Genomic DNA, 24,812 nt, shown 5'->3' with positions numbered 1-24,812 from the left:
GGTTAGCCTCACTCACATGGCGATCAGGGAAGTAGCTAGCGCGGACGGCACGAATATCGTTTACAGCGTCACCGGGCCGGAGGGCGCGCGGCCGCTGGTGTTGCTGCACGGCTGGTCCGGCAATCTGCGCTGCTGGGGACGCGCCGCCGACGAGCTGGCGCGCGAGTTCCGGGTCATCGCGCTCGACCTGCGCGGCCACGGCTACTCCGATGCCCCCGAAGCCGGTTACGACGATCCGAAGAACTGGGCCGCCGACGTGGCCGCCGTGCTCGCCGCCGAGGCGATCACCGCCGGCGCGGTCCTGCTCGGCTGGTCCTACGGCGGCATCGTGCTGACCGACTACCTGACCGCCTACGGCACCGGCGCGGTCGCGGGCGTCGTGTACACCGGCTCGCAGGCCGGCATCGGCCGCGGTGTCCCGGGCGCGACGCCCGGCCCCGCCATGCAGAAGGCCATTCCCGATGTGTTCGAGGAGAGCGCCGGCCGGGCGAATCGCGGGTTCGCCGCCTTCGGCAATGCCAATACCGGTCCCGGCCGCGACAAGGGCGAGGACGCCCAGCGCCTGTTCGGCGGCAGCCTGGCCACCCGCCCGCGGGTCCGCAAGGCGCTGTTCTATCGCACCGTCGACAACACCGAAACCCTGCGCGGCCTCGACGTCCCGGTCCTCGTCCTGCACGGCACCGCCGACCCGGTGGTCCCGATCGAGAACGGCCGCTACATCGCCGAGACCGTGCCCGCCGCCACCACCTCGTACTGGGCCGATGCCCAGCACGGACTGTTCGTGGAGGACCCCGAGCGCTTCGTGAGCGAACTCACCGCATTCGTGAACGCCCTGGCCTGACCCGTATCCGGGCGAGAATCCTTGTGACTCAGCTCACTTGGTCGGGTAACCCACGTAGGCCGGATAACGGGTTGCGTGCACACTGGAGAGGTGAGTCAACGCCCCGACCTACGGCCTGATCGGATTGCCGTGCTGTCGGTGCACACCTCACCTCTCGCCCAACCGGGAACCGGCGACGCGGGCGGCATGAACGTCTACGTGCTGCAGACCGCCGTCGAACTGGCCCGCCGCGGCACCCAGGTCGAAATCTTCACCCGCGCCACCTCCTCCAATGACGAACCCGTCGTCGAGGCGGCGCCCGGAGTCCTGGTGCGCCACGTGGTGGCCGGGCCGTTCGAAGGTCTGGACAAGCACGATCTGCCCACGCAGTTGTGCCCGTTCGCGGCGGAGGTGCTGCGCACCGAGGCCCGCAACCTGCCCGGCCACTACGACCTGATCCACTCCCACTACTGGTTGTCCGGCCAGGTGGGATGGCTCGCCCGCGATCGCTGGCGGGTGCCCATGGTGCACACCGCGCACACGCTCGCCGCGGTCAAGAACGCCTACCTGGCCGAGGGCGACACCCCGGAACCGGCCGCGCGCGAGATCGGCGAGAAGCAGATCGTCGCCGAATCCGACCGACTGGTGGCCAATACCGCCGAGGAAGCCCGCCAGCTCGTCGAGCTCTACGGGGCCGATCCGGACCGCATCGACGTGGTGCTGCCGGGCGCGGACCTGACCCGCTACAACCCCGGTGACAAGGCCGCGGCGCGCGCCGAGTTCGGGCTGCGCGCCGATGAGCGGATCGTCGCCTTCGTCGGCCGCATCCAGCCGCTGAAGGCCCCCGACGTGCTGATCCGCGCCGCCGCGCAGATGCTCGCCGACGAGGCCGCGCTGCCGTATCCGCCGGCCCGGCCGCTGCGCGTGGTGATCGTCGGCGGACCCTCCGGCACCGGTCTGGAACGGCCCGACGCGCTGATCGAATTGGCTGCGGCCCTGGGCATTTCCGATCGCGTCACCTTCCTGCCGCCGCAGCCGCCGCACCGCCTGGTGCAGGTCTATCGCGCCGCCGACCTGGTGGCGGTGCCGAGCTACAACGAATCGTTCGGCCTGGTCGCCATCGAGGCGCAGGCCAGCGGTACGCCGGTGCTGGCCGCCGATGTGGGCGGCCTGGGAACGGCTGTCCGCGACGGGGTTTCGGGCCTGCTGGTGCCCGGCCATCGCACCCCGGACTGGGCCGGCGCGCTGCGCTCGCTGCTGTCCGATCCGGTCCGGCTGGAGCTCATGGGCGCGGCCGCCGTCGATCACGCCGCCAACTTCTCCTGGGCGCACACCGCCGAGGGTCTGCTCGACAGTTATTCCGCCGCCATGGCCCAGACGCGTGTCCCGCGCCCGCGCGCCGGTAGCCTGCACACCGACAGCAATCACGCCCGATCGCAGTCGCTGTGGCGCCGCCGGATGGGAGCAGTACGCCGATGAGCGAAACCGAACGCCCGGATACCGCCGCGCGCGCCCAGGGCGGCGTCGCCGTCCGCCCGCACGAGAGCAGCGGTCAGCTCAACGACGACACCGCCCGTGCGACAGCGCGACTCATCGACGAGACGCTGCGCGACCGCGAGATCGAGTACAGCCGGGAAGCCCCGAACCTGTTCGTGGTGGTGCTGCCGGGCGAGCGCAAGCTCAAGACCGTCATCGGCGTCTCCATCGGCAAGCACGGCATTCGCATGGAATCCTTCGTGTGCCGCAAGCCGGACGAGAATTTCGAAGGCGTCTACAAATTCCTGTTGCGCCGCAATCGCCGGCTCTACGGCGTGGCCTACACCATCGACCGGGTGGGCGATATCTACCTGGTCGGCCGGATGTCCAACGAACGCGTCACGCCGGACGAACTCGACCGCTGGTTCGGGCAGATCCTCGAGGCCGTGGACGCCGACTTCAATACCCTGCTCGAACTCGGATTCGCGGAATCCATTCGCCGGGAATGGAAATGGCGGGTGTCGCGCGGGGAATCGCTGAAGAACCTGCGCGCTTTCGAACATCTCGTGGACACCGACGACAACTAGCCGGAGCGGACCATGGTGGCTTTGGCCGTGGATATCGGCGGCACGAAATTCGCCGCCGCCCTGGTGGATGCCGAGGACCGGCCGATCGATGCGCAGCGGATAGCCGTTCCGCCCGCGCGGGTCTGGGCGGCGTGCCGGGATCTGCTGCTGTCCGTGGCGGGCGACGCCGAGGTGACCTCGATCGGCATCGGATCCGCCGGGCCGGTGGACGTCACCACGGGGGTGGCCGGTCCGCTGAACATTCCGGAATGGGCGGCGGGATTCCCGATCGTCGAGTCGATCCGGAAACTGTTCCCCGCGGCCGGGATTCGCTTCGCCATCGACGGGGTCGCGCTCGCGCTCGCCGAACAGCGCTGGGGTGCGGCGCGGGGCGTTCCCGATTTCCTGGCCGTGACGGTCTCCACCGGCATCGGCGGCGGCGTCAGCTCCGACGGCCGAGTGATCATGGGCCGCACCGGAAACGGCGGGCACGTCGGTCACATCGTGGTGCCCGGCAATGAAGAGCCCTGCGCCTGCGGCGGTTTCGGCTGCGTGGAGGCGGTGGCCAGCGGACCGTCCTCGGTGCGCTGGGCCCGGCGGCAGGGCTGGACCGGTGCGGACGGCGTCGAACTGTCCCGGGACGCGCAGGCCGGGGACGAGATCGCGGTGGCCGCGCTCGCCCGGGCCGGAACCGCGCTCGGCGTCGCGGTTTCCTCCGCCGCCGCGCTGCTGGACACCGACCTGGTCGTGATCGGCGGCGGCTTCGCGCAATCCGGGCAGCCGCTGTGGGGACCGCTGCGGGAAAGCGCCGCCCGGCATGCCCGGCTCAGCTTCCTGCGCGGCCTGCGCATCGTCCCGTCGGAGCTCACCGACCAGGCCACCCTCGCCGGTGCGGCCCTGCTGGCCACCCGGTAGGCCCAGTCCTGGGATGAATCCGCGCGATGGGAGGATGACCCCATGACGTACACCCTCGTGCTGCTGCGCCACGGCGAGAGCGAATGGAATGCCCTGAATCTTTTCACCGGGTGGGTGGATGTCCGCCTGACCGACAAGGGCGTGGCCGAAGGCAAGCGTGCCGGCGAATTGCTGGCCGAGCACGGGATTCTCCCCGATATCGTCTACACCTCGCTGCTGCGCCGGGCGATCTCCACCGCCAACAATGCCCTCGACGCCTGTGATCGGCACTGGATTCCGGTGGTGCGGGATTGGCGGCTGAACGAGCGGCACTACGGTGCGCTGCAGGGTAAGAACAAGGCGCAGGTCAAGGACGAGTTCGGCAACGAGCAGTTCATGCTGTGGCGCCGCAGCTACGACACCCCGCCGCCGCCCATCGAGGTGGATTCGGAATACAGCCAGGACGGCGATCCGCGCTACGCCGGCATCGACGTGCCCGCGACCGAATGCCTCAAGGACGTCGTCGCGCGCATGGTGCCGTATTGGGAGGACACCATCTCCGCCGATGTGCGCTCGGGCAAGACGGTTCTGGTTGCCGCGCACGGCAATTCGCTGCGTGCGCTGGTCAAGCACCTGGAGAACATCTCCGACGAGGACATCGCCGAGCTGAACATCCCCACCGGCATTCCGCTCAAGTACGAGCTGGACGAGAACCTGCGCCCCATCGGCAAGGGTGAGTACCTGGACCCCGAAGCCGCCGCCGCCGGCGCCGCCGCCGTGGCGAACCAGGGTGGGAAATAACGACTCTCGGGCAATAGCCTGAAACGAAAAACGCGCTACGGCCGAATTACTCGGCAGTGGCGCGTTTTTCATTTATCCTGAATGTACTGTGAGCTGCATCTCACTACGCTTCCGTAGGGTATTTCTTTCTCTCGCAATCGAATTTGCCGAAGTATTGCTCCTTTAAAAACAGTAGGTGTAACCGGGGTTTGCAACTTACTTCGGAGTAGATATGCTCTGGACGTTCGACCATTTGCGAGAGGTAGATCACGTTCGATGAGGAACACGCTCCGGGCCACCGTGCTCGCCGCTGCCGCCGCGCTGCTATTGCCTGTGACCGGCATCGCAGCTGACGCGGCCCCCACGTCCATCGGCCCGGACGGCGGCGCCGCGGGCGCGGCCTGGACCGCCGCCGAGGACGGGCAGCAGCAGTACCCGAACGTCTTCATCGAATGGGATGTCCCGATCACCATGAGTGACGGCACCGTCCTCAAGGCGAACGTCTACCACCCCGCCGACGCCTCCGGCCGTCCCGTGGACACCCGGACTCCGGCCGTCGTGAACATGACCCCGTACACCAAGCTGGTGTCGAACGTCGCCGACAGCGCGTTCGCCATTCCGGGCCTGGGTGACGCGCTGGTCAACCTGTTCCGCGGCATCAACCTTTCCGGCACACCGATTTCCGGCTTCGGCGAACTGCTGAACGCCGCGGGCAACGGCGAACTCCGCAACTTCTCCGTCGACCGCCAGCTTGTCAAGGCCGGATACACCCAGATCGTCGTCGACGTCCGCGGCACCGGCTTCAGCCAGGGCGAATGGGACATGCTGCGCACCCGCGAGCAGGACGACACCGTCGAGGTCATCGACTGGGCGTCCCGGCAGGGCTGGTCCACCGGCGACGTCGGCATGACCGGACTGTCCTACTCGGCCATCAACCAGGTGCAGGCCGCGGAGAAGCAGCCGCCCGCGCTGAAGGCCATCTTCCCGATCGTGCCCGGCAGCGACCTCATCAACGATGTGCTCGCGCCCGGCGGCGGCTTCGGCTTCAACTTCATCCCGCTGTGGCTCAGCGCCATCAACGGCCTCAAGTGGGTGCCGGACCTGACCGCCGTCGCGCAGGGCAAGTTCGATTTCAAGTGGCTGCAGGACCGCGCGTCGGACCCCTTCACCTACCTGGACGTGCTCATGTCGGCTTACACCAGCGCCGATATGAACAGCCTCGACCCGCGCGTCAAGGCCATGCTCAACGATCTGTCCGCGGAACGGCAGGCGTGGCTGGGCGATCCCAGCCGGATCCGGGCCAAGACCTTCGTGGTCGGCGGCTGGCACGACCTGTTCACCTACTCGGAATCCAAGATCTACAACGAGATTCCGGCCGCGCCCGGTGAGAAGCAGCTGCTCATGGGCAACGGCTACCACATCACCTCCGGCGCCGAAGCCGGCAAGCCGGGCCTGCCGCCGCGCCTGGACGTGCTGCAGCGCGCCTGGTTCGACAAGTGGCTCAAGGGCATCGACAACGGCATCGACACCTACGGTCCGGTCACCCTGCGCGAACAGGGCGGCGGCTGGGTCACCAAGGGCGGCTTCGGCGAATCGGCTCCGGCCGAGGAAGCCTCCCGCTACCGCCGGATGTACCTGTCCGGCCAGCGTTCCGGCACCGCCAACAGCCTCTACGACGGCTCGCTCACCGGCGAGGCCAACGGCGACACCGATCGCCTGACCGTCGCGCCCGGCCTGAGCACCATCTGCTCCAATGACGCCGCCCAGGCCACCGCGGGCTTCCTGTCGCTGCTGGACTTCTGCGCCAAGGACTCCCGCATCGCCGAGACCAACGCGCTGACCTTCACCAGCGCGCCGGTCGCCGATGCCACCACCGTCTCCGGCCCGATCGCGGTGCGGCTCAATACCGTTCAGGACGCCAGCGACGGCTACTGGACCGTGACCGTCAACGATGTCGCGCCCGACGGCACCTCCACCGTGCTGACCTCCGGCCAGCTCATGGCGTCGCTGCGGGAAGTGGACGAGGCCAACAGCACTCGCTCCGAGAACGGCGACTACACCGATCCGCGCTCGTTCACCTCGATCGACAAGCAGCAGCCGACCGTGCCGGGCGAGGCCACCACCCTCGATATCGCGCTGTCCGGCACCCAGGCCGTGCTGCAGCCGGGGCATCGACTGCGGGTGGACGTGTTCGCCGGCAATTTCCCCAAGGGTCTGCCGATCCTGCCCATGCTCAACGACACCGGTCTGAAGAACCAGCACATCCAGCTGGATCCGAACCGTCCGAGCTTCGTGAATATCCCGGTCCGCGGCAATACCGGTTGGTGAAACCGCCTCGCCGGGAATGAAATCCCCGGATGTGCACAACGGCGTGCGCATCCGGGGTTTTCGCCTTTCCGGGGCTAGTCGGCGTCCGCGAAGGTCGCTTCCAGGGGCGGGAACATGGCGCGGGCGTCCTGCCCGCCGAACCACAGGCCGACCACGAAAGCCGAAGTGGCCTCCAGATATCGGGCCCGGCGCAGTCCGCCCGCGGGCACGGGACGCAGCTTCAGGTCCTCGGTCAAGCCGGACACCAGTGAGATGGCGTCCGGGTCGTCGCCGCACAGCGGGACCAGCAGCGGACGGCCCTCGAACTCGCGCGCCGTTCCTTCCCACACCTCGGCCGCACACAGATTGAACGCCTTCACCACATGCGCGCCCGGCACCGCGGCCGCGATCCGTTCGGCGACAGCGTCTTCGGAGAGGACGAACCCGCCGCTGTCGGGCGCGAAGGCATTGGTGCAATCGATGAGGGTGCGCCCGGTGAGGGTCTCGGTCAGAACGTCGGTCAGCGCCGACACCGGGACCGCCAGCAATACCGCCTCGCCGAATTCGGCTGCCGCCGTGACGGATCCGCTCCGGGCGCCGTTCCCGATCGCCGCCGCGGTCTCCGCGGCCCGCGCCGAATCCCGTGCGCCCACCAGGATTTCGTGCCCGGCCGCCGCCCAGCCGCCGCCGAGTGCCCGCGCCATAACCCCGGCTCCGATGATTCCGATTCGCATGATTGAACTCCTAGGTCGTCGTACGAGCCCGACGCTACGAATTCCGATAGGCACCCGCGGGTGCGCTTCGGGCCGAAGGGGTTTCAGGGGCTTGCCCCTGAGAGTTACGAGAGTTGTTTCATGGCAGGCTGGAGGCATGACTGCCGCCGAGCCGAACGTGGTGCAGTTCCAGCCCTACGGCGACTACGAATCCGATTGCCCTGCCCGGCTGGCTGTGGACATCTTCGGCAACTCCTGGCTCACCGTGATCGTCTACACGCTGCGCGAGGGCCCCATGCGCCCGGTCGAATTGCGCCGCGCCATCGGCGGCATCAGCCAGAAGATGCTCACCCAGACCCTGCGCCGCATGGAGAGCATGGGTTTGCTGGAGCGTCGCCGATTCGCCGAAGCCCCACCGCGCGTGGAATACGCCCTGACCGCCGCGGGCCGCGATCTGCTGATCCCGATTCTCGCCCTGGGGGAGTGGGCCGATCGCCACGGCGACACCGTCCGCGCGACCCTCTACGGCGATCCAGACGACTGACCGGTCTGCCGACTTCGTCCGGTCGCGCCGTCGAGACTCCCCTCCCAACTGGGGTTTCAGGGGCTCGCCCCGGAGAATCCCCATTTCCCTCCGGGGAGTTCGCGGGGGATTCGCCACGCCGAGTGCGAACAACACGTAAACGCCCGGGTAACGCCCGTGGAAGTGCCCGTGACCTGGGTGAAACTTCCAACACCCCGGGTTGGCCCGCGTGTCGGCGACCGTACGATTCAGTATGTGAGCGTTCCACAGGCCGTGCTTCTGGCAGTCCTGGCGGCCGTAGTTGGACTGGCCGTCGGTGGATTGCTCATCCCGTATGTGAATGCCCGGCAGGAGCGGCTGCGCGCCGCGGCCGACCCCGGGCTCACCATGTCGCAGGTCCTGGACCTGATCGTGCTGGCCTCCGAGAGCGGCATCGCGGTGGTCGACCAGTACCGGGACGTGGTGCTGGTGAACCCGCGCGCCGAGGAACTGGGCGTGGTGCACGACCGGTTGCTCGACGAACGCGCCTGGGCCGCCGTCGAACAGGTGCTTTCCGGCGCCCAGGACGTCGAATTCGAGCTCACCGCCAAGATCCCCATGCCCGGCCGCGCCCGCCTCGCTGTCCGAGGGGTTGCTCGCCCGCTCTCGCAGGAGAACACGAACTTCGTGGTCCTGTTCGCCGACGACGACTCCGAGCAGGCTCGCATGGAAGCCACCCGGCGCGATTTCGTGGCCAACGTCAGCCACGAACTCAAGACCCCGGTCGGCGCCATGAGCCTGTTGGCCGAGGCGTTGCTGGAGTCCGCCGACGATCCCGATTCGGTGCGCCACTTCGGTGAGCGCCTGCACGGCGAGGCCCGCCGCATGGGCAAGATGGTCACCGAGCTGATCGCGCTGTCCCGCCTGCAGGGCGCGGAGAAGCTGCCCGAACTCGAGGCCGTGGACGTCGATTCCGTGGTCACCCAGGCGCTCGAGCGCTCCCGGAACGTGGCCGAGGCCGCGGGCATCACCGTCAGTACCGACGCCAACAGCGGCCTCGAGGTGCTCGGCGATCAGACCCTGCTGGTGACCGCGCTGTCGAACCTGGTGGAGAACGCCATCGCGTACTCGCCGCGCGGTTCGCACGTCTCGGTGAGCCGGTCGCTGCGCGGCGGTTACGTGAACATCGCCGTCACCGACCGCGGCATCGGCATCGCCAAGGAAGATCAGGAACGGGTCTTCGAACGATTCTTCCGGGCCGACAAGGCGCGCTCGCGCGCCACCGGCGGTACCGGGCTCGGGCTGGCTATCGTCAAGCACGTGGCCGCCAACCACAACGGTGAGATCACCCTGTGGAGCAAGCTGGGCACCGGATCCACATTCACCCTGCGGATCCCGGCCCACCCCGCCGACCTGAACGGCGCGGACAAGAAGCTCTCCGCCGGCATCCCGGCGGTGAAGAAGGAAAACGGCACGCGCCCCCTCGGGCGGGCCAGAACCAACGGTGTGGAGGCAACCCGATGACGAGTGTGCTGATCGTCGAGGACGAGGAGTCGCTGGCCGATCCGCTCGCGTTCCTGCTGCGCAAGGAAGGGTTCGAAGTCACCGTGGTCGGTGACGGCCCCTCGGCCCTGGCCGAGTTCGATCGCTCCGGCGCGGACATCGTCTTGCTCGACCTCATGCTGCCCGGCATGAGCGGCACCGACGTGTGCAAGCAGCTGCGCGCTCGCGGCAGCGTCCCGGTCATCATGGTGACCGCGCGCGACAGCGAGATCGACAAGGTGGTCGGCCTGGAACTGGGCGCGGACGACTATGTCACCAAGCCCTATTCCTCGCGTGAGCTGATCGCGCGCATCCGCGCCGTGCTGCGCCGCGGCGTGGGCGAGGAGGCCGATCAGGGCGGCGAGACCAGCGTGCTGGAGGCGGGACCGGTCCGCATGGACGTGGATCGCCACACGGTGCAGGTGAACGGCAAGTCGGTGACATTGCCGCTCAAGGAGTTCGACCTGCTGGAGTACCTGCTCCGCAACTCCGGGCGCGTGCTGACCCGCGGGCAGCTCATCGACCGGGTGTGGGGCGCGGACTACGTCGGCGACACCAAGACCCTCGACGTGCACGTCAAGCGCCTGCGCTCGAAGATCGAAGCGGATCCGGCCAAGCCGGAGCACCTGGTCACGGTCCGCGGCCTGGGCTACAAGCTGGAAGCGTAAAACCGCCTCCCCGAACATGATTCGAGCCCGCTGCGTGTCACGCAGCGGGCTTCGAACGCTGCCCAGGCGGTCTCGGGCAGGACCCCTGCAAAGAACTCGCGCCCGCTTCTACCGAAGCGGGCGCGAGAAAGTCTTTCACCCCGACCGTCGAATGGTCGTTCGTCAGAGCGGCAGGGTGGTCCACGCCTTGCCGAGCGGGGTGTCGATTTCCTTGAGGTTGACCCAGCCGTAGGCGTCTTCCTGCATGCAGTCGTACCAGGCCACGTCCACGCCGTTGCCGCGGCAGGCGATGGTGCCGTTGACGCCCGTGGGGCTGATGATGAGCAGCTTGCCGTTGGCCTTGGCGTTCAGCGCGGCCGGATCGTTGTAGGGCACGAAATCGGCGGTGCGGTCGGAGAACTTGGTGGGATCGACGCTGTCGGCGCCGGCGATCGGAGCGAGGGCGACAGCGGCGCCGGCGGCCAGAGCGGCGACGGCGAGGGTTTTCTTGATCATGGGCAGGATGTCTAACACGTTTTGGTGAATTCGCTATAGCCGAACGGTGTCGGGCCTACTTCCGGCTACTCACAGCGCCAGGTCATCGACCACGAGGTTTCCCGAAACCGGGTTCGGCGCAGCCTGATTGGAATGACCGCGCCGAACCCCGGAAATTCACCCGCCGGACACCTTCGGTGATACGGAATCGCTCTAAGACCCGGCGCTGCCGGTGAGCCCGCCCAGAATGCTGCCCAGGCCCTTGCTCGCGCTCCCCGAATCGCCGCCGCCGGGCGTACCCGGATTGCCGGGGACGGACGGATCCACCACATTGACGGTGATGGTCTTGGTGCTCCCGCCCTGCGCGGCCGTGATCAGATGCTGCCCCGCCGTGGCCGGCTTCCATTTGATGCTGGCCTCGCCGACCGGCCACGGCACCTGACCCGCTTTCGGTTCCAGCTTCTCGCCGTTGTCGGTCCAGTAGACGAGCAGCCCGATGCCCGCCCCGCTCAGGTTGGCGGTCAGCGTGTACTCGGTATCGATCTTGTACGGCGCGGCCCCGGAGATGGCCACGGCATCGACCGTCGCCTGCGCCTGCGGGGCCGCGATGACGGCCACGGCGGCCGCGGCGGCCACGCTCGTCACCGCGGCGCCCATCCGGTGCGAGAAGGTGCTCATGACGCGTCCTGTCACTTGTTGTCCGGCGTGGTGCCGCTGCTGCCGCTGCCCAGCGGACCGCCGGGCCCGAAACCGCTGCCGCTGGAGGAGCTGCCGGACCCGATCGGCTGTTCCTTCACCTCGACCACCACCGAGCGCGTGAACCCGCCCTGCTCGACGGTGATGGTGTGCTTGCCGGCGGTCGAGGGCGTCCAGGCGGTGCTCGACTTGCCCGGCGGCCACGGCACTTTCGGCTTGCCGATGAAGTCGCCGTTGTCGCTGTAGTAGACGAGCAGCCCGGCCGGGGCGCCGCTGACGGTGACCGAGATGGTGTATTCCTTGCCGACCGTGTAACCGGAGCCTTCCACCGTGACGGTGTCGACCGAGGCCAGGGCGGCGGGTGCGGCCAGGACCGCGGCGGCGGCCAGCGCGGCGATGCCGGTGGCCCCGATGCCGGTGCGGCGCAGGCTGATTCGCGCGGGGGTGATGCGCATGGTGCTGTTTCTCCTGTACCTAGCTGCTGCCGAGCAGTCCGCCGAGGATCTTGCCCGCGCTGCCGGAACCGCCCGAACCGCTGCCCAGGCCGCCGCTGCCGGAGCTCGGCTTGGTGGTGGTGGGCGGTGCGGTGGTGGTCGGCGGGACCGTCGTGGTCGGCGGGACGGTGGTCGAGCCATCGGTCACGGTCACCACCAGCGATTTGGTATTGCCGCCCTGGGTCGCGGTAATGACGTGCTGCCCAGCGGTTTTCGGCGTCCAGCTGGCGCTGGAGTGGCCCGGCGGCATCGGCACCTGGGCCGCCGGGTCGGTCAGCGCCTCGCCGTTGTCGGCCCAGTAGATGAGCAGGCCGACCGACGCGCCGCTGAGCGTCGCCTGCAGGTCGTAGGTCTGCCCGACACGCAGATCGTTCGACGAGATGCTGATGGCGTCCACGGTCGCCGCGGCGTCCGGGGAATTGCCGACGACGAGCGCCGCGCCCGCGGCGACCGCGAGCCCGGCGATACCGACGCCGATGCGCCCGGCTGGTTTGAACTTCATGGGGGTTCTCCTGTGCTGCGATCAGGGGAGGGGTGAATCAGGGGAGGGGTGAGAAGGGGATCCCGGGACACGGAATCCCCTTCGGATCAGAACGGCAGTCCGTCGAAGCTGCCCGAGCCGCCACCGGGCTTGGTGGTCGTGGGCGGCACCGTGGTGGTGGTCGGCGGCACCGTGGTGGTCGGCGGCACGGTCGTGGTGGGCGGGACCGTCGTCGTCGGCTCGGTGGTCGGCGGGACCGTCGTGGTGGGCGGCACGGTCGTGGTGGGCGGCACCGTGGTGGTCGGCTCGGTGGTGGGCGGGACCGTGGTGGTCGGCGGGACCGTAGTCGTCGGCGGGACCGTGGTCGTGGTGGTCGGCGGGACCGTGGTGGTCGGGACCGAACCATCGCTCACGTTCAGCACCAGGGTCTTGGTGCTGCTGCCCTGCGACAGCGCGATCACATGCTGCCCAGCGGTTTTCGGCGTCCACGGGGTGCTGGTGTGGTACGGCGGGTACGGCACTTTCGCCGCGGGATCGGTGATGGCGTCGCCGTTGTCGGTCCAGTAGACGAGCAGTCCGAAGCCGGCGCCGCTGAGGTTGGCGCTCAGCGTGTACTGGGTGCCGACCTTCAGATCGGTCGCCGAGACGCTGATCGAGTCGACCGCCGCGTTGGCGTCCGGCGTGGCGGGTGCGTAGAGGGCCGCGCCCACGCCGGTCGCCACCGCGAGCCCGGCGATGCCGAGACCGATACGGCGGCGGCCGGGGGTGAAAGTGCTCATGCTGTTCTCCTGTGCTGCGACCCATTGAGGGGGATGGGTCTGTCGCACAGTAAGTGAGCAGCTATCTGAAATTACCGGTTTTCAGAAAGTTACCGGTCAGTTGTCTAGTTTCTCCGGGATTACCCGGCCGTCTTGGCTTTGGACTTGGCGGCCTTCGCCTTCGGAGCCTCCGCGGCCGCCTTTTCCTGCGCGACCACCGTCGCCGGATGCACCGCCACGATGCCCAGCCCCTGCCGCCGCCGGCAGTGCCGCGCGAGTTCGTCGTAGGCCGGCTGCCCGAGCAGCTCGATCAATTCCGGCGCGTACGCCTCCCACACCGGCCGGGTGCCGACATGCGCGTCCGGCGATCCGGTGCAGTACCAGTTCAGGTCCAGCCCGCCCGGCCCCCAGCCGCGCCGGTCGTACTCGGTGACCACGGTGCGCAGGATCTCCACGCCGTCGGGCCGGTCCACCCACTCCTGGGTGCGCCGGATCGGCAGCTGCCAGCACACCTCGGGCTTGACCGTCAGCGGTTCCAGACCCTTGCGCAGCGCCATGGTGTGCAGCGAGCAGCCGATGCCGTTCGCGAAGCCCGGGCGGTTCAGGAAGATGCACGCGCCATCGAAACGCCGGGTGCGCACCGCCGGTTCGTCATCGAGGTCGTCCTCCTCGAGATACAGCTTCTTGCGCACCTTCCCGGAGGCGTCGGTGGCCTCCGGCATCAGCTGCCAATCCTCTGGTGTGAGCATTTTCACAGCCTTGTGCAGCTTCTTGGCGTCGTCCTCGTCCGACAGGAATGCCCCGTGTGAGCAGCAGCCGTCGTCGATGCGCCCTTCGATGATGCCCTGGCACGCCGGCGTACCAAAGACGCAGGTCCAGCGCGACAACAGCCAGGTCAGATCGGCCGCGATCAAATGCTCGTCATTAGCTGGATCCACGAACTCGATCCATTCCCTGGGGAAGTCGAGTTCCACCTCCGGGGCCGGGTTGATCTTCGCCGCTGGTCGAAGCCCGGTCGGCGCGCTCGCCGATGCACCTGCCGTCACACCGCGGAACGCTAACAGTTCAGTCGCCATGCCTGAAGTCGTGACGCACCCAGTACCGTGTTCTTGTGCGGCTCGGTGTACTCGATGTGGGAAGCAATACCGTCCACCTGCTCGTGGTGGACGCGCATCGCGGTGGCCATCCGCTGCCGATGTCTTCCACGAAGGCGACGTTGCGTTTGGCGGAGAGCATGGACAGCCGGGGGCGGATCACGCCCGCCGGGGCGGCCAGGCTCACCGCGACGGTCGGCGAATTCGCCAGTATCGCAAGGACTTCCGGCTGCGTGGAGTTGATGGCCTTCGCCACCTCCGCGGTCCGCGAGGCCACCAATTCCGAAGAGGTGCTGGCCAAGGTGCGCGCCGAGACCGGCGTGAACCTGAAGGTGTTGTCGGGGGTTGACGAGGCCCGCTCCACCTTCCTGGCGGTGCGCCGCTGGTACGGCTGGAGCGCCGGGCGGATTCTCAATCTGGATATCGGCGGCGGCTCGCTGGAGTTGAGCAACGGCGCGGACGAGGATCCGGATCTGGCGCTGTCGCTGCAATTGGGCGCGGGCCGGCTCACCCGGGACTGGCTGCGGCACGATCCGCCGGGCAAGCGCCGGGTCGCGGTGCTGCGGGACTGGCTGGACGCCGAATTGGTGGTCCCCGCCAAGCAGATGCTCGAAGTGGGCAAACCGGACTTAGCGGTCGGCACCTCGAAGACCTTCCGCTCGCTCGCCCGTCTCACCGGCGCCGCCCCCTCTACCGCGGGGACCCGGGTACGGCGTACCCTCACCAGTTCCGGCCTGCGGCAGCTGATTGCGTTCATATCGAGAATGACGGCGGCCGACCGGGCAGAATTGGAAGGCGTAAGTTCTGATCGGTCCCAGCAGTTGGTGGCGGGCGCGTTGGTCGCGGAAGCGAGCATGCGTGCGTTGTCGCTGGACACGCTGGAAATCTGTCCCTGGGCGCTACGGGAGGGATTGATATTGCGAAAACTCGATACCGACCTGGATAGCGAACCGATAGCCGGTGGCCCCAACGGCGCTGCGTCGGGCACGATCGAAACGGTGTCTCGATGACCGAGGATGTAAGTCAGCTGTCCGTCGCCGAGCTATTGGCGCGGAACGGGCAACAAGCGGCGCCCGCCAACGGCGGGGGTGGGCGCAGAAGGCGTAGCGGCCGCGGGATTTCGGTCGCGGACCTCACCGGTGATATTCCGGTGGTGGGGCGGGGGCCTTCCTCGCACGCCGCGCCGGATGAAGCGGCGGCCGAGCCGGCGTCCGAACCTACGTCCACCGATTCGGACTTTTCAAACTATTCGAACTTCCCGAATTATTCTGACTACTCGAACTTTTCGGACTATTCCTCTCCTTCCGCCGATCCGCAGCCGGACTACTCCAGCTACTCGGTACCCGATTCCGAGCCCGCGTATTCACCGCTCTCCGGGCCGATTTCGTTCTACGACCCCCTAGCGCCGACCGAACAGCCCGATTCGGGCTCGGGCTCCCTATCCGATTCCTCCGGCTACAGCTGGTCCAGCGGCATCGACTGGCCCCCCGCGCAGACGCCCCCGGCCGACCCGCGCGGCGGAAGCAACGGTTACGGCGCCCCGAACGGTTACGGCGCGAACGGTTACGCCGATCCGGCCGCCGGCGCGAACGGCTATGCGGGACAGTCCGCCAACGGGTACGCCGCGCCGAACGGCTACGGGTCCCCGGACGATTACGCCGCCCCCCGCAACGGCTATCCCAACGGCACGAACGGCTCCTTCGATGCCGCCGCCCTGCTCGACGGGCAGGCCCCGGCCGCCGGGAAGTCGCGCGGCGGCCGCCGCCGCAAACCCGATCCGCTGGACGACGATCTCGCCCCGGGCGGCTTCGACGGCGGCGCCGCGCCGGAAGCCCCGCGTGAGGGCGGTCGCCGCCGCCGCTTCGATCCCGACGACGAGTCCACCGACGAGGTGCACCCCTTCCGCGGTGACGGTGCGGGCCGCCTGCAGCACGGCGACTCCGGGCCCTCCTGGTCCGCGCCCGCCGCCCCGCCGGCTCCGCCGCGCACCCCGGGTTTCGATCCCGTCCAGGCCGCCCCCATGGCGCCGCCCGCGCCCGCGCCGGCCGCGCCGCCCATGTCGCGCTCGGCCCGCCGGCACGCCGAGGCGCAGCGTCAGGCCGAGGCCGAGCGTCAAGCCCCGGAGCCGCGCTTCGGGCAGGACCCGCGCGGACTCGATCAGGGTCCCGGTTTCGACAATCGCAACGGCCGCGGCGGTCGTGACGATCTCGCTCCCAACGGCCGTGGCGCGGGTCGTGATGTGCGCGAGGACGATTCGCGGCGCGGCAAGAGCGCACTCGCCGAATGGACGGCGCGCCGCCGGCCCGCCGAAGTCGCGGACGACCACGACGACCACGATGATCACGCCGATTCCTGGGCGCATGCCGAGGAAGATCAGCAGCTGCTGTCCGGCGAGACGGTTGCCGGTGATCTGCTCCGCGATGCGCGCGACCGTGCGGACGAACGGAATTCGCGCCGCGGCGGCAAACGCCGGGCCGGTGGTTCGCGCCGCCGGGGCGCGGCCGTCGCCGAACCTGATCCCGACGAACAGCTCACCGACTTCTACGAGCCGCTCGACGATTACGACGAAATCCCGGACGAGGAACGGACTTCCGTGGTCGGCCGGCTCTCGGCGCTGGCCTCGAAGGCCACCCGCGGCACCCGTTCGACCCCGTCCCGCAGCCGCGGCAAGGGCCTGTCCGAGGACGACGAGAATCGCCGGCAATGGATGGTGCTCGGCGGCCAGAGCGCGGGCGCCGCGGTGGCGGGAATGTTGCTGTTCAAGGGTTTCGAACGCATGTGGGAATTGCTTCCCTGGGTTGCCCTGGCATTGGCGATGGTCGTGATTCTCGGCTTGGTCGCGCTCGTGCGGGTGCTGCGCCGCACCGACGATATTTTCAGCACTGTGATTGCCGTCGTCGTAGGCGTCTTTGTGACGCTCGGACCGCTAGCCTTTCTACTCAGTACTAACTGAGCAGGGAGCAGCAGTGGGGAACAGCGCGCAGGGGGCGACTGAGAACCGGGGCGGGCAAGTCCGGATCGGACTCTCGACCGCTTCGGTCTATCCGGAGAACACCGAGGCCGCGTTCCGCTATGCGGCCGAATTGGGTTACGACGGCATCGAATTGATGGTCTGGGCGGAACCGGCCAGCCAATCCATTTCGGCCGTGCAGCAGTTGATGCACCGCTACGACGTTCCGGTGCTGGCCGTGCACGCGCCGTGTCTGCTGATCTCGCAACGGGTCTGGGGGTCGGACCCGGTCGCCAAGCTCACCCGCAGCGTGCACACCGCCGAGGCGCTCGGCGCGGCCACCGTGGTGGTGCATCCGCCGTTCCGCTGGCAGCGGCGCTACGCCGAGGGTTTCGCCCGCCAGGTGGCCGAACTGGAGGACGGCAGCCCGGTCTCGGTGGCGGTGGAGAACATGTTTCCCATGCGCGCGGACACCCTGTTCCGGGGCAGCTCGGTGCGGCGGCTGGAGCGGCGCGGCGGGCCCGGTCCGTCCATCACCACCTTCAGCCCGTCCTACGACCCGACGGATACCGGCTACCGCCACTACACCCTCGACAGCTCGCACACCGCCACGGCGGGCGTGGACCCGCTCGAACTGGCCGCGCGCATGGGTTCCGGCCTGGCCCATCTGCATCTGGCGGACGGGCGGGGCGCGGCGACCGACGAGCACCTGATTCCCGGCGAGGGCACCCAGCCGCTGGCTCAGCTCTGCCAGAAGCTGGTGGCCAACGGGTTCGACGGTCAGGCGGTGATCGAGGTGAACACCCAGACGGCCCGCACCACCATGGACCGCGCCGCGATGCTCAATCGCGCCCTCACCTTCGCCCGTGAACACCTCAACGGCGTCGCCCCCGAACCCCGGCCGGAACCCGAGCCGTCGGTCGCTCACCGCGCCTGAATCTCGCCGATCCGGCAGTGATTCATCCCACCGGGGAAGAAATTTGCCCGGGGTGCGCTTGTACGCTGTACAAACCGACAGCGGAAGGAAGCAGCGGATGACAACGGAGTTGACCGTCGACCTCGACCCGGCGAATCTCGCCGACGCGCCGTTCAGCCGCGTCTGCACCCTCGCCGAACTCCCCGGCGGCGATCCGGAGACCGGCCGCTACGCCGGCGTCATCGACCCCACCTGGACCATCGGCCCGAAGGTGCACGGCGGCACCATGGTCGCCGGCAGCGCGGCCGCCGCCACCGAATGGCTGCGTCGCACCGCGCCGGACCATGCGGCCATGTTCCCCATTTCCGCCAGCACCGATTTCCTCGGCGCTCCCGACCCCGGCGAGGTCGAATACACCGTCCGCACCCGCAAAGTGGGCCGCCAGATCTGCCTGATCGACGCGAGCCTGATCCAGGGCGGCCGCACCCTCGTGCACACCGCCTTCACGTTCAGCCACCTGGACGACACCGCCCCGGCCTACACCGCCGACCACGCCGGCGACATGCCTGCCGAGCCGTCCGCCGACGCCCTGCACTACGACTCCGCCAACCCCATGGGCAAACTCGTCCACGTGGCCGAGGGCGCCTCGGTCGCCATCGACCCGGAATGGGCGGCCTTCCTCCGCGGCGAAACCGCCGAACCCCGTCTCCGCCTCTGGATCCGCCCCCGCGCCGGCGACGAACAGGACCCCGACGTGTCCGCCTACTTCGCCATGATGGCCGCCGACATGTCCCCGCCCGTCCCCATGAACCTCGGCCAATTCGGCTGGGCCCCAACGGTTCAGCTCACCACCTACCTCCGCCGCCGCCCCGCCCCCGGCTGGCTCCGCGTCATCGCCCACGCCCGCGAGGTAGGCGGCCGCATGTTCGACGAGGACCAACTCGTCATCGACTCCGCCGGAGCCGTCGTAGCCCAGAGCCGCCAGCTCGCCCTGATCCCCCAGGCCCGCTAGCCGGAACGGTCTGCCCACCCGATTCGGGGGTTTGGGGGCTCGCCCCCAAATTTCCGCCGGGGGGTTCGACGCTAGCCTTGAAACCTATGACGAGGATTGCGGTAATCGGTGGAGGCCGGATCGGGGAGGCGCTGATTGCCGGCCTGCTCGAATCCGGGCGGGCGAGTAAAGATCTGGTGGTGGTCGAGCCGGTCGCGGCCCGCGCGGAATTGCTGGGGCAGCGCTTCGCCATTCGCGCTACCGACAATATTTCCGAAGCCACCAAGTCCGCCGATCTGATCGTGATCGCGGTCAAACCGCACGATGTGGACGGCGTCGTCACCGAGATCGCCCGCGCCGGCCTGGACGACGAACGCGATCAGGTGCTGGTCTCGCTCGCCGCCGGCGTCCCCACCACGCGCTTCGAGGGCAAGCTGCCCGCCGGTTTCCCGGTGGTCCGCGTCATGTCGAACACCCCGATGCTGGTCGGCCAGGGCATGAGCGTCATCTCGCCCGGCCGGCACGCCCGCAAGGAGCAGCTGCAGCAGGTCAGCGAACTGCTCGAGTCGGTCGGCCAGGTCGCCACCGTCGCCGAATCGCAGATGGACGCCGTCACCGCCGTGTCCGGTTCCGGCCCCGCGTACTTCTTCCTGGTGGTCGAGGCCATGATCGACGCCGCGGTCGGCCTGGGCCTGACCCGCGATGTGGCCACCCAGCTGGTGCAGCAGACCATGCTCGGTTCGGCCGCCCTGCTGGAGGAGTCCGGCCAGTCCGCCGTGGAGTTGCGCGCGGCCGTCACTTCGCCCGCCGGGACGACCGCCGCGGCCATCCGGGAACTGGAACGCGGCGCCCTGCGCTCGTCCTTCTACGAGGCTTTGAATGCCGCAAAACGACGTTCCGCCGAACAGGGCGCGATTTCGGACTAGCGTTGGAGTAGGCGACGGTTCGCCGTCGCCTTCACCAGCGATTCCGATACTGGGCGGTAGCTGGTTTGCTGCAAGGGGGCGACTCGCCACAGCAAAGGCTGATTTCTCACACCCGTCGCAGCAATCCCACTGGTCCCGCTAAGCTTCAAGGAGCACGTGCGTGTCTGTTCCGCCGGTGGGGAAGCCGGCGGCGCGGACGTGCCGGAGGTCAGTGGCGCAATGATGTCTGGAAACAGTCAAGCGAGGTCCGGTAACTCACCCGTAAGCGCAGGAAACGTCATCGGCGGTGGAACTCAGTTCCTGACTGTCGCCGAAGTGGCGAATCTGATGCGGGTATCCAAAATGACGGTGTACCGATTGGTGCATTCGGGAGAGCTGCCCGCGGTGCGGGTGGGGAGATCCTTCCGGGTGCACGCCAAAGCGGTGCACGACTACCTGGAGACGTCCTACTTCGACGCGGGGTAGGCGTACTCCGTAAGTCCCCAGGCCCGACCCGTTTCGTTCGCCGGAGAGTGGCCCGGTAACATGGACCGGCATCCTGTACGTGCCGGTTGGTGCCGTCGGGTCCGACTCGGCTCGTAGCGGGTAGGGACTGTGCAGGGTCAGTAACTGTGCTCCCCGCGGATGCGGGGCGACCCGAGAGAACGCGAGGACACCCTATGGGTTCTGTGATCAAGAAGCGCCGCAAGCGCATGTCGAAGAAGAAGCACCGCAAGCTGCTTCGCCGCACGCGTGTTCAGCGTCGTAAACTCGGCAAGTAAGCGCTGAGGCGTAGCTGGAAGCCCGTCACCTACGGTGGCGGGCTTTCGCTATATATCAGGTGACAGAACTCATCGTTAGATCCTGGTTAATACTCTTCGGCGACACCAGGTGTGGCAGTTACCCTGGGACTCGCGGGAAAACAATAATGATGGGGGCTGGCGAGTTGGGATCCGGCGTGGTGGGTACCCGGGACGGGCAGGCGCCCAAGGTCGTGCTGGTGACCGGCGCGAGCCGCTTCTTCGGCGGCAATGTGGTGGCCCGGCTGGCCGCCGACCCGACCGTGGAACGCGTCATCGCCGTCGACGCCAAGCAGCCCAGCCGGGAACTGCTGCGCCGCATGGGCCGGGCCGAGTTCGTCCGCGCCGATATTCGAAATCCGTTGATCCGCAAGGTGATCGATGGAAATCAAGTGGACACCGTGGTGCATCCCGCGGCGCTGTCGCGGCCACCGGCCGGTGGCGGGCGCGCCGCCATGAAAGACATGAACGTGCTCGGCGCCATGCAGTTGTTCGCGGTGTGCCGCAAGGCTTCCAGCGTGCGCCGCGTGGTGGTGCGGTCCTCGTCCGCGGTGTACGGCTGCAGCGCCAAGGATCCGGTGAAATTCACCGAGGAAATGAGCGCGCGCACCCCGCCGGGCGGTTGGTTCGCCCGCGACATGATCGAAGTGGAGGGTTTCGTCCGCGGTCTCGCGCGGCGCCGGCCCGATATTTCCGCCGCCATTCTGCGTTTTCCGCCGATCGTGGGACCGCAGCTGGCGAAACGCGGTGTGCAGTATTTCCGTTCGCCGATCACCCCGACCATCCTGGGCCGGGATCCGCGGCTGCAGTTCCTGCACGAGGAGGATTCCATCGCCGCCCTCACCCAGGCCGCGCTGACGGCCCCGGGCGGCACTTTCAACGTGGCCGGTGACGGCGCCATGGCATTGTCACAGGCCATCCGCCGGGCCGGGCGGATCGAATTACCGGTCCCGTACACGGTTTTCCGTACCGCCGGACGCAGCCTGATGGGTCCGGTCATGCGGGAATTCACCGCCGAACAGATCGATTACTTCCATTTCGGCTGCGGTCTGGACACCACCCGGATGCGCACCGAACTGGGATTTCAGCCGCGCTGGACCACGGTGCAGGCATTCGACGACTTCATAGGGGGCGCAGCGTTGCGGCCCGTGATCGATCCGCATTGGATCGATGCCGCTGAGAACAAACTTCTCGGTCTGCTCGGGGCCGGGACGGGAGCACACCAATGAACGACGTAGCGAAGGTGATTCGTCTTCACGACGTGGATTTCGAGGCGCGCCATCGGCCGCAGCGGGCCTGGCCGGGCCCGGGCGATTCGGCGTTGTCCCCGGTGACCTCGCTGACCGATCGGCTCGCCGAAGTCGAAGCGCGTCAGCCCAAATCGTTCGGTGAGCTGATTCGCGGCGCCGTGGCCGACGGGGTCGGCCGCACCGCGGATTTCGCGCGCCGCCGCCTGACCGGTGACTATCAGGTCGACGAATTCGGCCTGGACGAGCACCTGCTGGAGAACGTCATCCTGCCGCTGCTGCGCCCGCTCTCGGACCTGTGGTTCCGGGTGGAAGTGACCGGCACCGAGAACATTCCGGAGGTGGGCGGCGCGCTGCTGGTCGCCAATCACGCCGGCACCGTTCCGCTCGACGGGCTCATGCTCCAGCTCGCCGTGCACGACCGGCATCCCAAACAGCGCGCGCTGCGCATTCTGGCCGCGGACCTCATCTTCGAGACGCCGCTGGTCGGCGGCTGGGCGCGCAAGGCCGGCCACACCCTGGCCTGCCCCGCCGATGCCGAAAGGCTGTTGCGCGCAGGGGAAATCGCGGGCGTGTTCCCCGAGGGGTACAAGGGCATCGGCAAGCCGTTCGGCGATCGCTACAAGCTGCAGCGTTTCGGCCGTGGAGGTTTCGTCTCGGCCGCCGTGCGCACCGGTGTTCCGATCATCCCGGTCTCGATCGTCGGCTCCGAGGAGATCTACCCGAAGCTGGCCGACCTCAAGCCGCTCGCGCGCCTGCTCGGCATCCCGTATTTCCCGGTGACGCCGCTGTTCCCGCACCTGGGCCCGCTGGGCGCGCTGCCGCTGCCGTCCAAGTGGTACATCGAATTCGGCGAGCCGATTTCCACCACCGGTTACGAACCGGCTGACGCCGACGACCCCATGACCATGTTCGAGGTCACCGATCAGGTCCGCGAAACCGTTCAGCAGACCCTCTACAAATTGGTGATCAAGCGCCGTAATCCCTTTACGGGATAGATATTTCGCGCCGTCCGAGAGGGAGGGGGCGACTCGTCCCCGGACAGAAATGGGCCCGGTCCGTAAGGACCGGGCCCACATGATCTTTCGGTATTTCTCGATTCAGCTGGCGCGCGCTTCGCGTTTGCGGGAGAGCACGGCCGCCGCCGCACCGCCCGCCGCGCCGAGCGCGAGCGCCGTCGGCACCCCGACTTTCGCGGCCTTGCGGCCGGTGCGGAAGTCGCGGATCTCCCAGCCGCGGTTCTTGGCGACCTCGCGCAGATCCGCGTCCGGGTTGATGGCCACCGCGGTGCCGACCAGCGACAGCATCGGCACGTCATTGTGGCTGTCGGAGTAGGCCGTACAGCGCTTGAGGTTCAGCCCCTCGCGGATGGCGAGCGCGCGCACCGCGTGCGCCTTGCCCAGCCCGTGCAGGATGTCGCCGACCAATCGCCCGGTGAACAGCCCGTTCTCGCTCTCGGCGACGGTGCCGAGCGCACCGGTCAGCCCGAGCCGCTTGGCGATCACCTGGGCCAGTTCGACCGGCGTCGCGGTCACCAGCCAGACCTGCTGCCCGGCGTCCAGGTGCATCTGCGCCAGCGCCCGGGTGCCCGGCCAGATCTTGTCGGCGATGATCTCGTCGTAGATCTCCTCGCCGAGCGCGGCCAGTTCGGCGGTCGGCCGCCCGGCGATGAAGGACAGCGCCTTCTCCTTGCCGGAGGCCATGTCCGAATGCGATTCCTTGCCGGTGATCCGGAATTTGACCTGCTTCCAGGCCATATCGGCGAGGTCGGAGGTCTTGAAGTACTTGCGCGCCGCCAGCCCGCGCGCGAAGTGCACGATGGACGCGCCCTGCACCATGGTGTTGTCCACGTCGAAGAACGCGGCGGCGGTGAGATCGCGGGGGACGGGCGGCTCGGCGCTGTCCTCGTACAGGGCGAGTTCCGCATCGTGCAGCGCCAGGGCGGCGTCGGCGCTGGCCTCGCCGGCCAGATTGGCGCGGACCTCTTCCTCGCTGGGTCCGAACGGGCTGCGGGTGATCCGGGTGAACTGGTCCTGCAGACCTTCCGCCCAGCGGGCCGGGAATTCCCCGAATCGTCCCGCGATCAATCCGGCCCTCGCCTCTTTCGAACGTTCCGGCACCAGTACCTCCGCCTGTTAGCGCGAACAAGTCCACAGTAACTCCCGCTGGTGGCCGGGACGTAGACGCTGAACGACATATCAGGAGTGTTGTTAGATGGCCGCTATGAGCGATTCCCCACACACGGTGACGTTGTTGACCCGGAACGGATGCGGCCTGTGCGCCGGCGCGCTGGCGGAATTGCGTCCCATCTGCGCGGATTTCGGCGTCGAGGTCGAGATCGTGGATGTGGACGAGGTCGCGCCGGTCAACCCGGAGCTGCGCGCGGAGTTCGGGGATCGATTGCCGGTGGTCCTGCTCGACGGCCGTGAGCACAGCTATTTCGACGTGGACGAGCCGCGGCTGCGCGCCGATCTCGCCCGCTGACGGCATTCCCCGGCAGCCGTCCCGAACCGGTGGGTCGGCATGCCTGATTACCGGCGCGTTGCGTAGCGGGTTCGACCTGATAAGGGTTGAATGACCTCGGGGCTGGAGCCCACCGCAAAGTGACTGAATTCACCGACTTTGTGCAGGGCTTCACAAGCGGTTACGGTGGTGGCACGCAACCCGCCTTTCGGGCAGCGGAAGCGACCCCCTGACTGACTCGACCTCGCCACCACGACCGCCCAGCGACGGTCCGG

26 protein-coding genes and 1 pseudogene are annotated in these 24,812 nt (G+C 68.3%); 19 read left to right on the top strand and 8 right to left on the bottom strand.

Going from position 1 to position 24,812, the window contains the following annotated elements; genetic code table 11:
* The first annotated feature begins 16 nt into the window (after nucleotides 1-16).
* The 6 genes from LTV02_RS24765 to LTV02_RS24740 all read left to right on the top strand — a co-directional run bounded on the left by LTV02_RS24765 (nucleotide 17) and on the right by LTV02_RS24740 (nucleotide 6,864).
* Nucleotides 17-841 carry an alpha/beta fold hydrolase gene (locus LTV02_RS24765; protein WP_233034160.1) on the top strand — a complete coding sequence of 275 codons (825 nt, stop codon included), beginning with the start codon at nucleotides 17-19 and terminating at the stop codon, nucleotides 839-841.
* 90 nt (nucleotides 842-931) lie between these two features.
* Nucleotides 932-2,299 (top strand): D-inositol-3-phosphate glycosyltransferase, encoded by a 1,368-nt coding sequence (mshA, locus tag LTV02_RS24760; RefSeq protein ID WP_233034158.1) that lies wholly within the window; start codon nucleotides 932-934, stop codon nucleotides 2,297-2,299.
* A complete protein-coding gene (locus tag LTV02_RS24755; protein ID WP_233034157.1) occupies nucleotides 2,296-2,883 on the top strand; it encodes a type III secretion system chaperone family protein in 588 nt (195 codons plus the stop codon). The genes mshA and LTV02_RS24755 overlap by 4 nt, the downstream gene beginning before the upstream one ends.
* A gap of 12 nt (nucleotides 2,884-2,895) precedes the next feature.
* Nucleotides 2,896-3,777: an ROK family protein gene (locus tag LTV02_RS24750; protein ID WP_233034156.1), complete on the top strand. Its 882-nt coding sequence runs from the start codon at nucleotides 2,896-2,898 to the stop codon at nucleotides 3,775-3,777.
* A gap of 42 nt (nucleotides 3,778-3,819) precedes the next feature.
* Nucleotides 3,820-4,557, top strand: a complete 738-nt coding sequence (locus tag LTV02_RS24745) for a phosphoglyceromutase (protein WP_233034154.1) — start codon at nucleotides 3,820-3,822, stop codon at nucleotides 4,555-4,557.
* Between the two features lie 255 nt (nucleotides 4,558-4,812).
* Nucleotides 4,813-6,864: a CocE/NonD family hydrolase gene (locus LTV02_RS24740; RefSeq protein WP_233034153.1), complete on the top strand. Its 2,052-nt coding sequence runs from the start codon at nucleotides 4,813-4,815 to the stop codon at nucleotides 6,862-6,864.
* A gap of 74 nt (nucleotides 6,865-6,938) precedes the next feature.
* Here the strand turns inward: LTV02_RS24740 and LTV02_RS24735 are convergent, their stop codons facing one another.
* Nucleotides 6,939-7,577, bottom strand: coding sequence for an NADPH-dependent F420 reductase (locus LTV02_RS24735; RefSeq protein WP_233034152.1), 639 nt, complete (start codon nucleotides 7,575-7,577; stop codon nucleotides 6,939-6,941).
* Nucleotides 7,578-7,713: 136 nt separating this feature from the next.
* On the opposite strand from LTV02_RS24735, the gene LTV02_RS24730 reads away from it, so the two are divergent.
* The 3 genes from LTV02_RS24730 to LTV02_RS24720 all read left to right on the top strand — a co-directional run bounded on the left by LTV02_RS24730 (nucleotide 7,714) and on the right by LTV02_RS24720 (nucleotide 10,268).
* Entirely contained in the window at nucleotides 7,714-8,100 is a 387-nt protein-coding gene (locus LTV02_RS24730; RefSeq protein WP_233034151.1) for a winged helix-turn-helix transcriptional regulator, read from the top strand.
* 234 nt (nucleotides 8,101-8,334) lie between these two features.
* Nucleotides 8,335-9,582: a sensor histidine kinase gene (locus LTV02_RS24725; RefSeq protein WP_067716680.1), complete on the top strand. Its 1,248-nt coding sequence runs from the start codon at nucleotides 8,335-8,337 to the stop codon at nucleotides 9,580-9,582.
* A complete protein-coding gene (locus LTV02_RS24720; RefSeq protein ID WP_067716677.1) occupies nucleotides 9,579-10,268 on the top strand; it encodes a response regulator transcription factor in 690 nt (229 codons plus the stop codon). The genes LTV02_RS24725 and LTV02_RS24720 overlap by 4 nt, the downstream gene beginning before the upstream one ends.
* Before the next feature lie 162 nt (nucleotides 10,269-10,430).
* On the opposite strand, the gene LTV02_RS24715 is transcribed toward LTV02_RS24720, so the two are convergent.
* The 6 genes from LTV02_RS24715 to LTV02_RS24690 form a co-directional block, all read right to left on the bottom strand.
* Nucleotides 10,431-10,763, bottom strand: coding sequence for a hypothetical protein (locus LTV02_RS24715; protein ID WP_067716674.1), 333 nt, complete (start codon nucleotides 10,761-10,763; stop codon nucleotides 10,431-10,433).
* Between the two features lie 192 nt (nucleotides 10,764-10,955).
* Entirely contained in the window at nucleotides 10,956-11,420 is a 465-nt protein-coding gene (locus LTV02_RS24710; protein ID WP_233034150.1) for a hypothetical protein, read from the bottom strand.
* A gap of 11 nt (nucleotides 11,421-11,431) precedes the next feature.
* A complete protein-coding gene (locus LTV02_RS24705; RefSeq protein WP_233034148.1) occupies nucleotides 11,432-11,893 on the bottom strand; it encodes a hypothetical protein in 462 nt (153 codons plus the stop codon).
* Nucleotides 11,894-11,912: 19 nt separating this feature from the next.
* Nucleotides 11,913-12,434, bottom strand: coding sequence for a hypothetical protein (locus LTV02_RS24700; RefSeq protein ID WP_233034147.1), 522 nt, complete (start codon nucleotides 12,432-12,434; stop codon nucleotides 11,913-11,915).
* Nucleotides 12,435-12,520: 86 nt separating this feature from the next.
* Nucleotides 12,521-13,192: a hypothetical protein gene (locus LTV02_RS39330; protein WP_269821559.1), complete on the bottom strand. Its 672-nt coding sequence runs from the start codon at nucleotides 13,190-13,192 to the stop codon at nucleotides 12,521-12,523.
* A 119-nt stretch (nucleotides 13,193-13,311) separates the two neighbouring features.
* A complete protein-coding gene (locus LTV02_RS24690) occupies nucleotides 13,312-14,217 on the bottom strand; it encodes a hypothetical protein (RefSeq protein ID WP_233034146.1) in 906 nt (301 codons plus the stop codon).
* 65 nt (nucleotides 14,218-14,282) lie between these two features.
* On the opposite strand from LTV02_RS24690, the gene LTV02_RS24685 reads away from it, so the two are divergent.
* From LTV02_RS24685 to LTV02_RS24645, 9 genes and pseudogenes are all read left to right on the top strand, one after another.
* Entirely contained in the window at nucleotides 14,283-15,275 is a 993-nt protein-coding gene (locus tag LTV02_RS24685; RefSeq protein WP_067716661.1) for a Ppx/GppA phosphatase family protein, read from the top strand.
* Nucleotides 15,276-16,963: 1,688 nt separating this feature from the next.
* Nucleotides 16,964-17,218: pseudogene (locus LTV02_RS39705) on the top strand (hypothetical protein); the annotation flags it as partial.
* Nucleotides 17,219-17,282: 64 nt separating this feature from the next.
* A complete protein-coding gene (locus LTV02_RS24675; RefSeq protein ID WP_332909601.1) occupies nucleotides 17,283-18,152 on the top strand; it encodes a sugar phosphate isomerase/epimerase family protein in 870 nt (289 codons plus the stop codon).
* Between the two features lie 97 nt (nucleotides 18,153-18,249).
* On the top strand, nucleotides 18,250-19,143 hold the full coding sequence (locus LTV02_RS24670) for a thioesterase family protein (RefSeq protein WP_233034144.1): 894 nt from the start codon (nucleotides 18,250-18,252) through the stop codon (nucleotides 19,141-19,143).
* An 86-nt stretch (nucleotides 19,144-19,229) separates the two neighbouring features.
* Nucleotides 19,230-20,048 (top strand): pyrroline-5-carboxylate reductase, encoded by an 819-nt coding sequence (gene proC / locus LTV02_RS24665; protein WP_067716653.1) that lies wholly within the window; start codon nucleotides 19,230-19,232, stop codon nucleotides 20,046-20,048.
* Nucleotides 20,049-20,267: 219 nt separating this feature from the next.
* The gene (locus LTV02_RS24660) at nucleotides 20,268-20,513 is read left to right on the top strand and encodes a helix-turn-helix domain-containing protein (RefSeq protein ID WP_408639419.1); all 246 of its coding nucleotides are present in this window, start codon (nucleotides 20,268-20,270) and stop codon (nucleotides 20,511-20,513) included.
* Nucleotides 20,514-20,707: 194 nt separating this feature from the next.
* A complete protein-coding gene (locus LTV02_RS24655; RefSeq protein WP_003402602.1) occupies nucleotides 20,708-20,809 on the top strand; it encodes a 30S ribosomal protein bS22 in 102 nt (33 codons plus the stop codon).
* Nucleotides 20,810-20,958: 149 nt separating this feature from the next.
* A complete protein-coding gene (locus tag LTV02_RS24650) occupies nucleotides 20,959-22,056 on the top strand; it encodes an NAD-dependent epimerase/dehydratase family protein (RefSeq protein ID WP_233041695.1) in 1,098 nt (365 codons plus the stop codon).
* Nucleotides 22,053-23,072: a lysophospholipid acyltransferase family protein gene (locus tag LTV02_RS24645; RefSeq protein WP_233034143.1), complete on the top strand. Its 1,020-nt coding sequence runs from the start codon at nucleotides 22,053-22,055 to the stop codon at nucleotides 23,070-23,072. Before LTV02_RS24650 ends, LTV02_RS24645 begins: the two co-directional genes overlap by 4 nt.
* A 102-nt stretch (nucleotides 23,073-23,174) precedes the next feature.
* On the opposite strand, the gene LTV02_RS24640 is transcribed toward LTV02_RS24645, so the two are convergent.
* On the bottom strand, nucleotides 23,175-24,194 hold the full coding sequence (locus LTV02_RS24640; protein WP_408639258.1) for an HAD family hydrolase: 1,020 nt from the start codon (nucleotides 24,192-24,194) through the stop codon (nucleotides 23,175-23,177).
* A gap of 103 nt (nucleotides 24,195-24,297) precedes the next feature.
* Between LTV02_RS24640 and LTV02_RS24635 the strand changes: the two genes are divergently transcribed.
* Nucleotides 24,298-24,558 (top strand): glutaredoxin family protein, encoded by a 261-nt coding sequence (locus LTV02_RS24635; protein WP_233034141.1) that lies wholly within the window; start codon nucleotides 24,298-24,300, stop codon nucleotides 24,556-24,558.
* Nucleotides 24,559-24,812 lie beyond the last annotated feature (254 nt).

The sequence above is a fragment of the Nocardia yamanashiensis genome (genome assembly GCF_021183565.1).
Lineage (GTDB): Bacteria > Actinomycetota > Actinomycetes > Mycobacteriales > Mycobacteriaceae > Nocardia > Nocardia yamanashiensis.
Note: the sequence above shows the minus strand (reverse complement) of the source record. Positions and strands in the feature narration are given on the sequence as shown.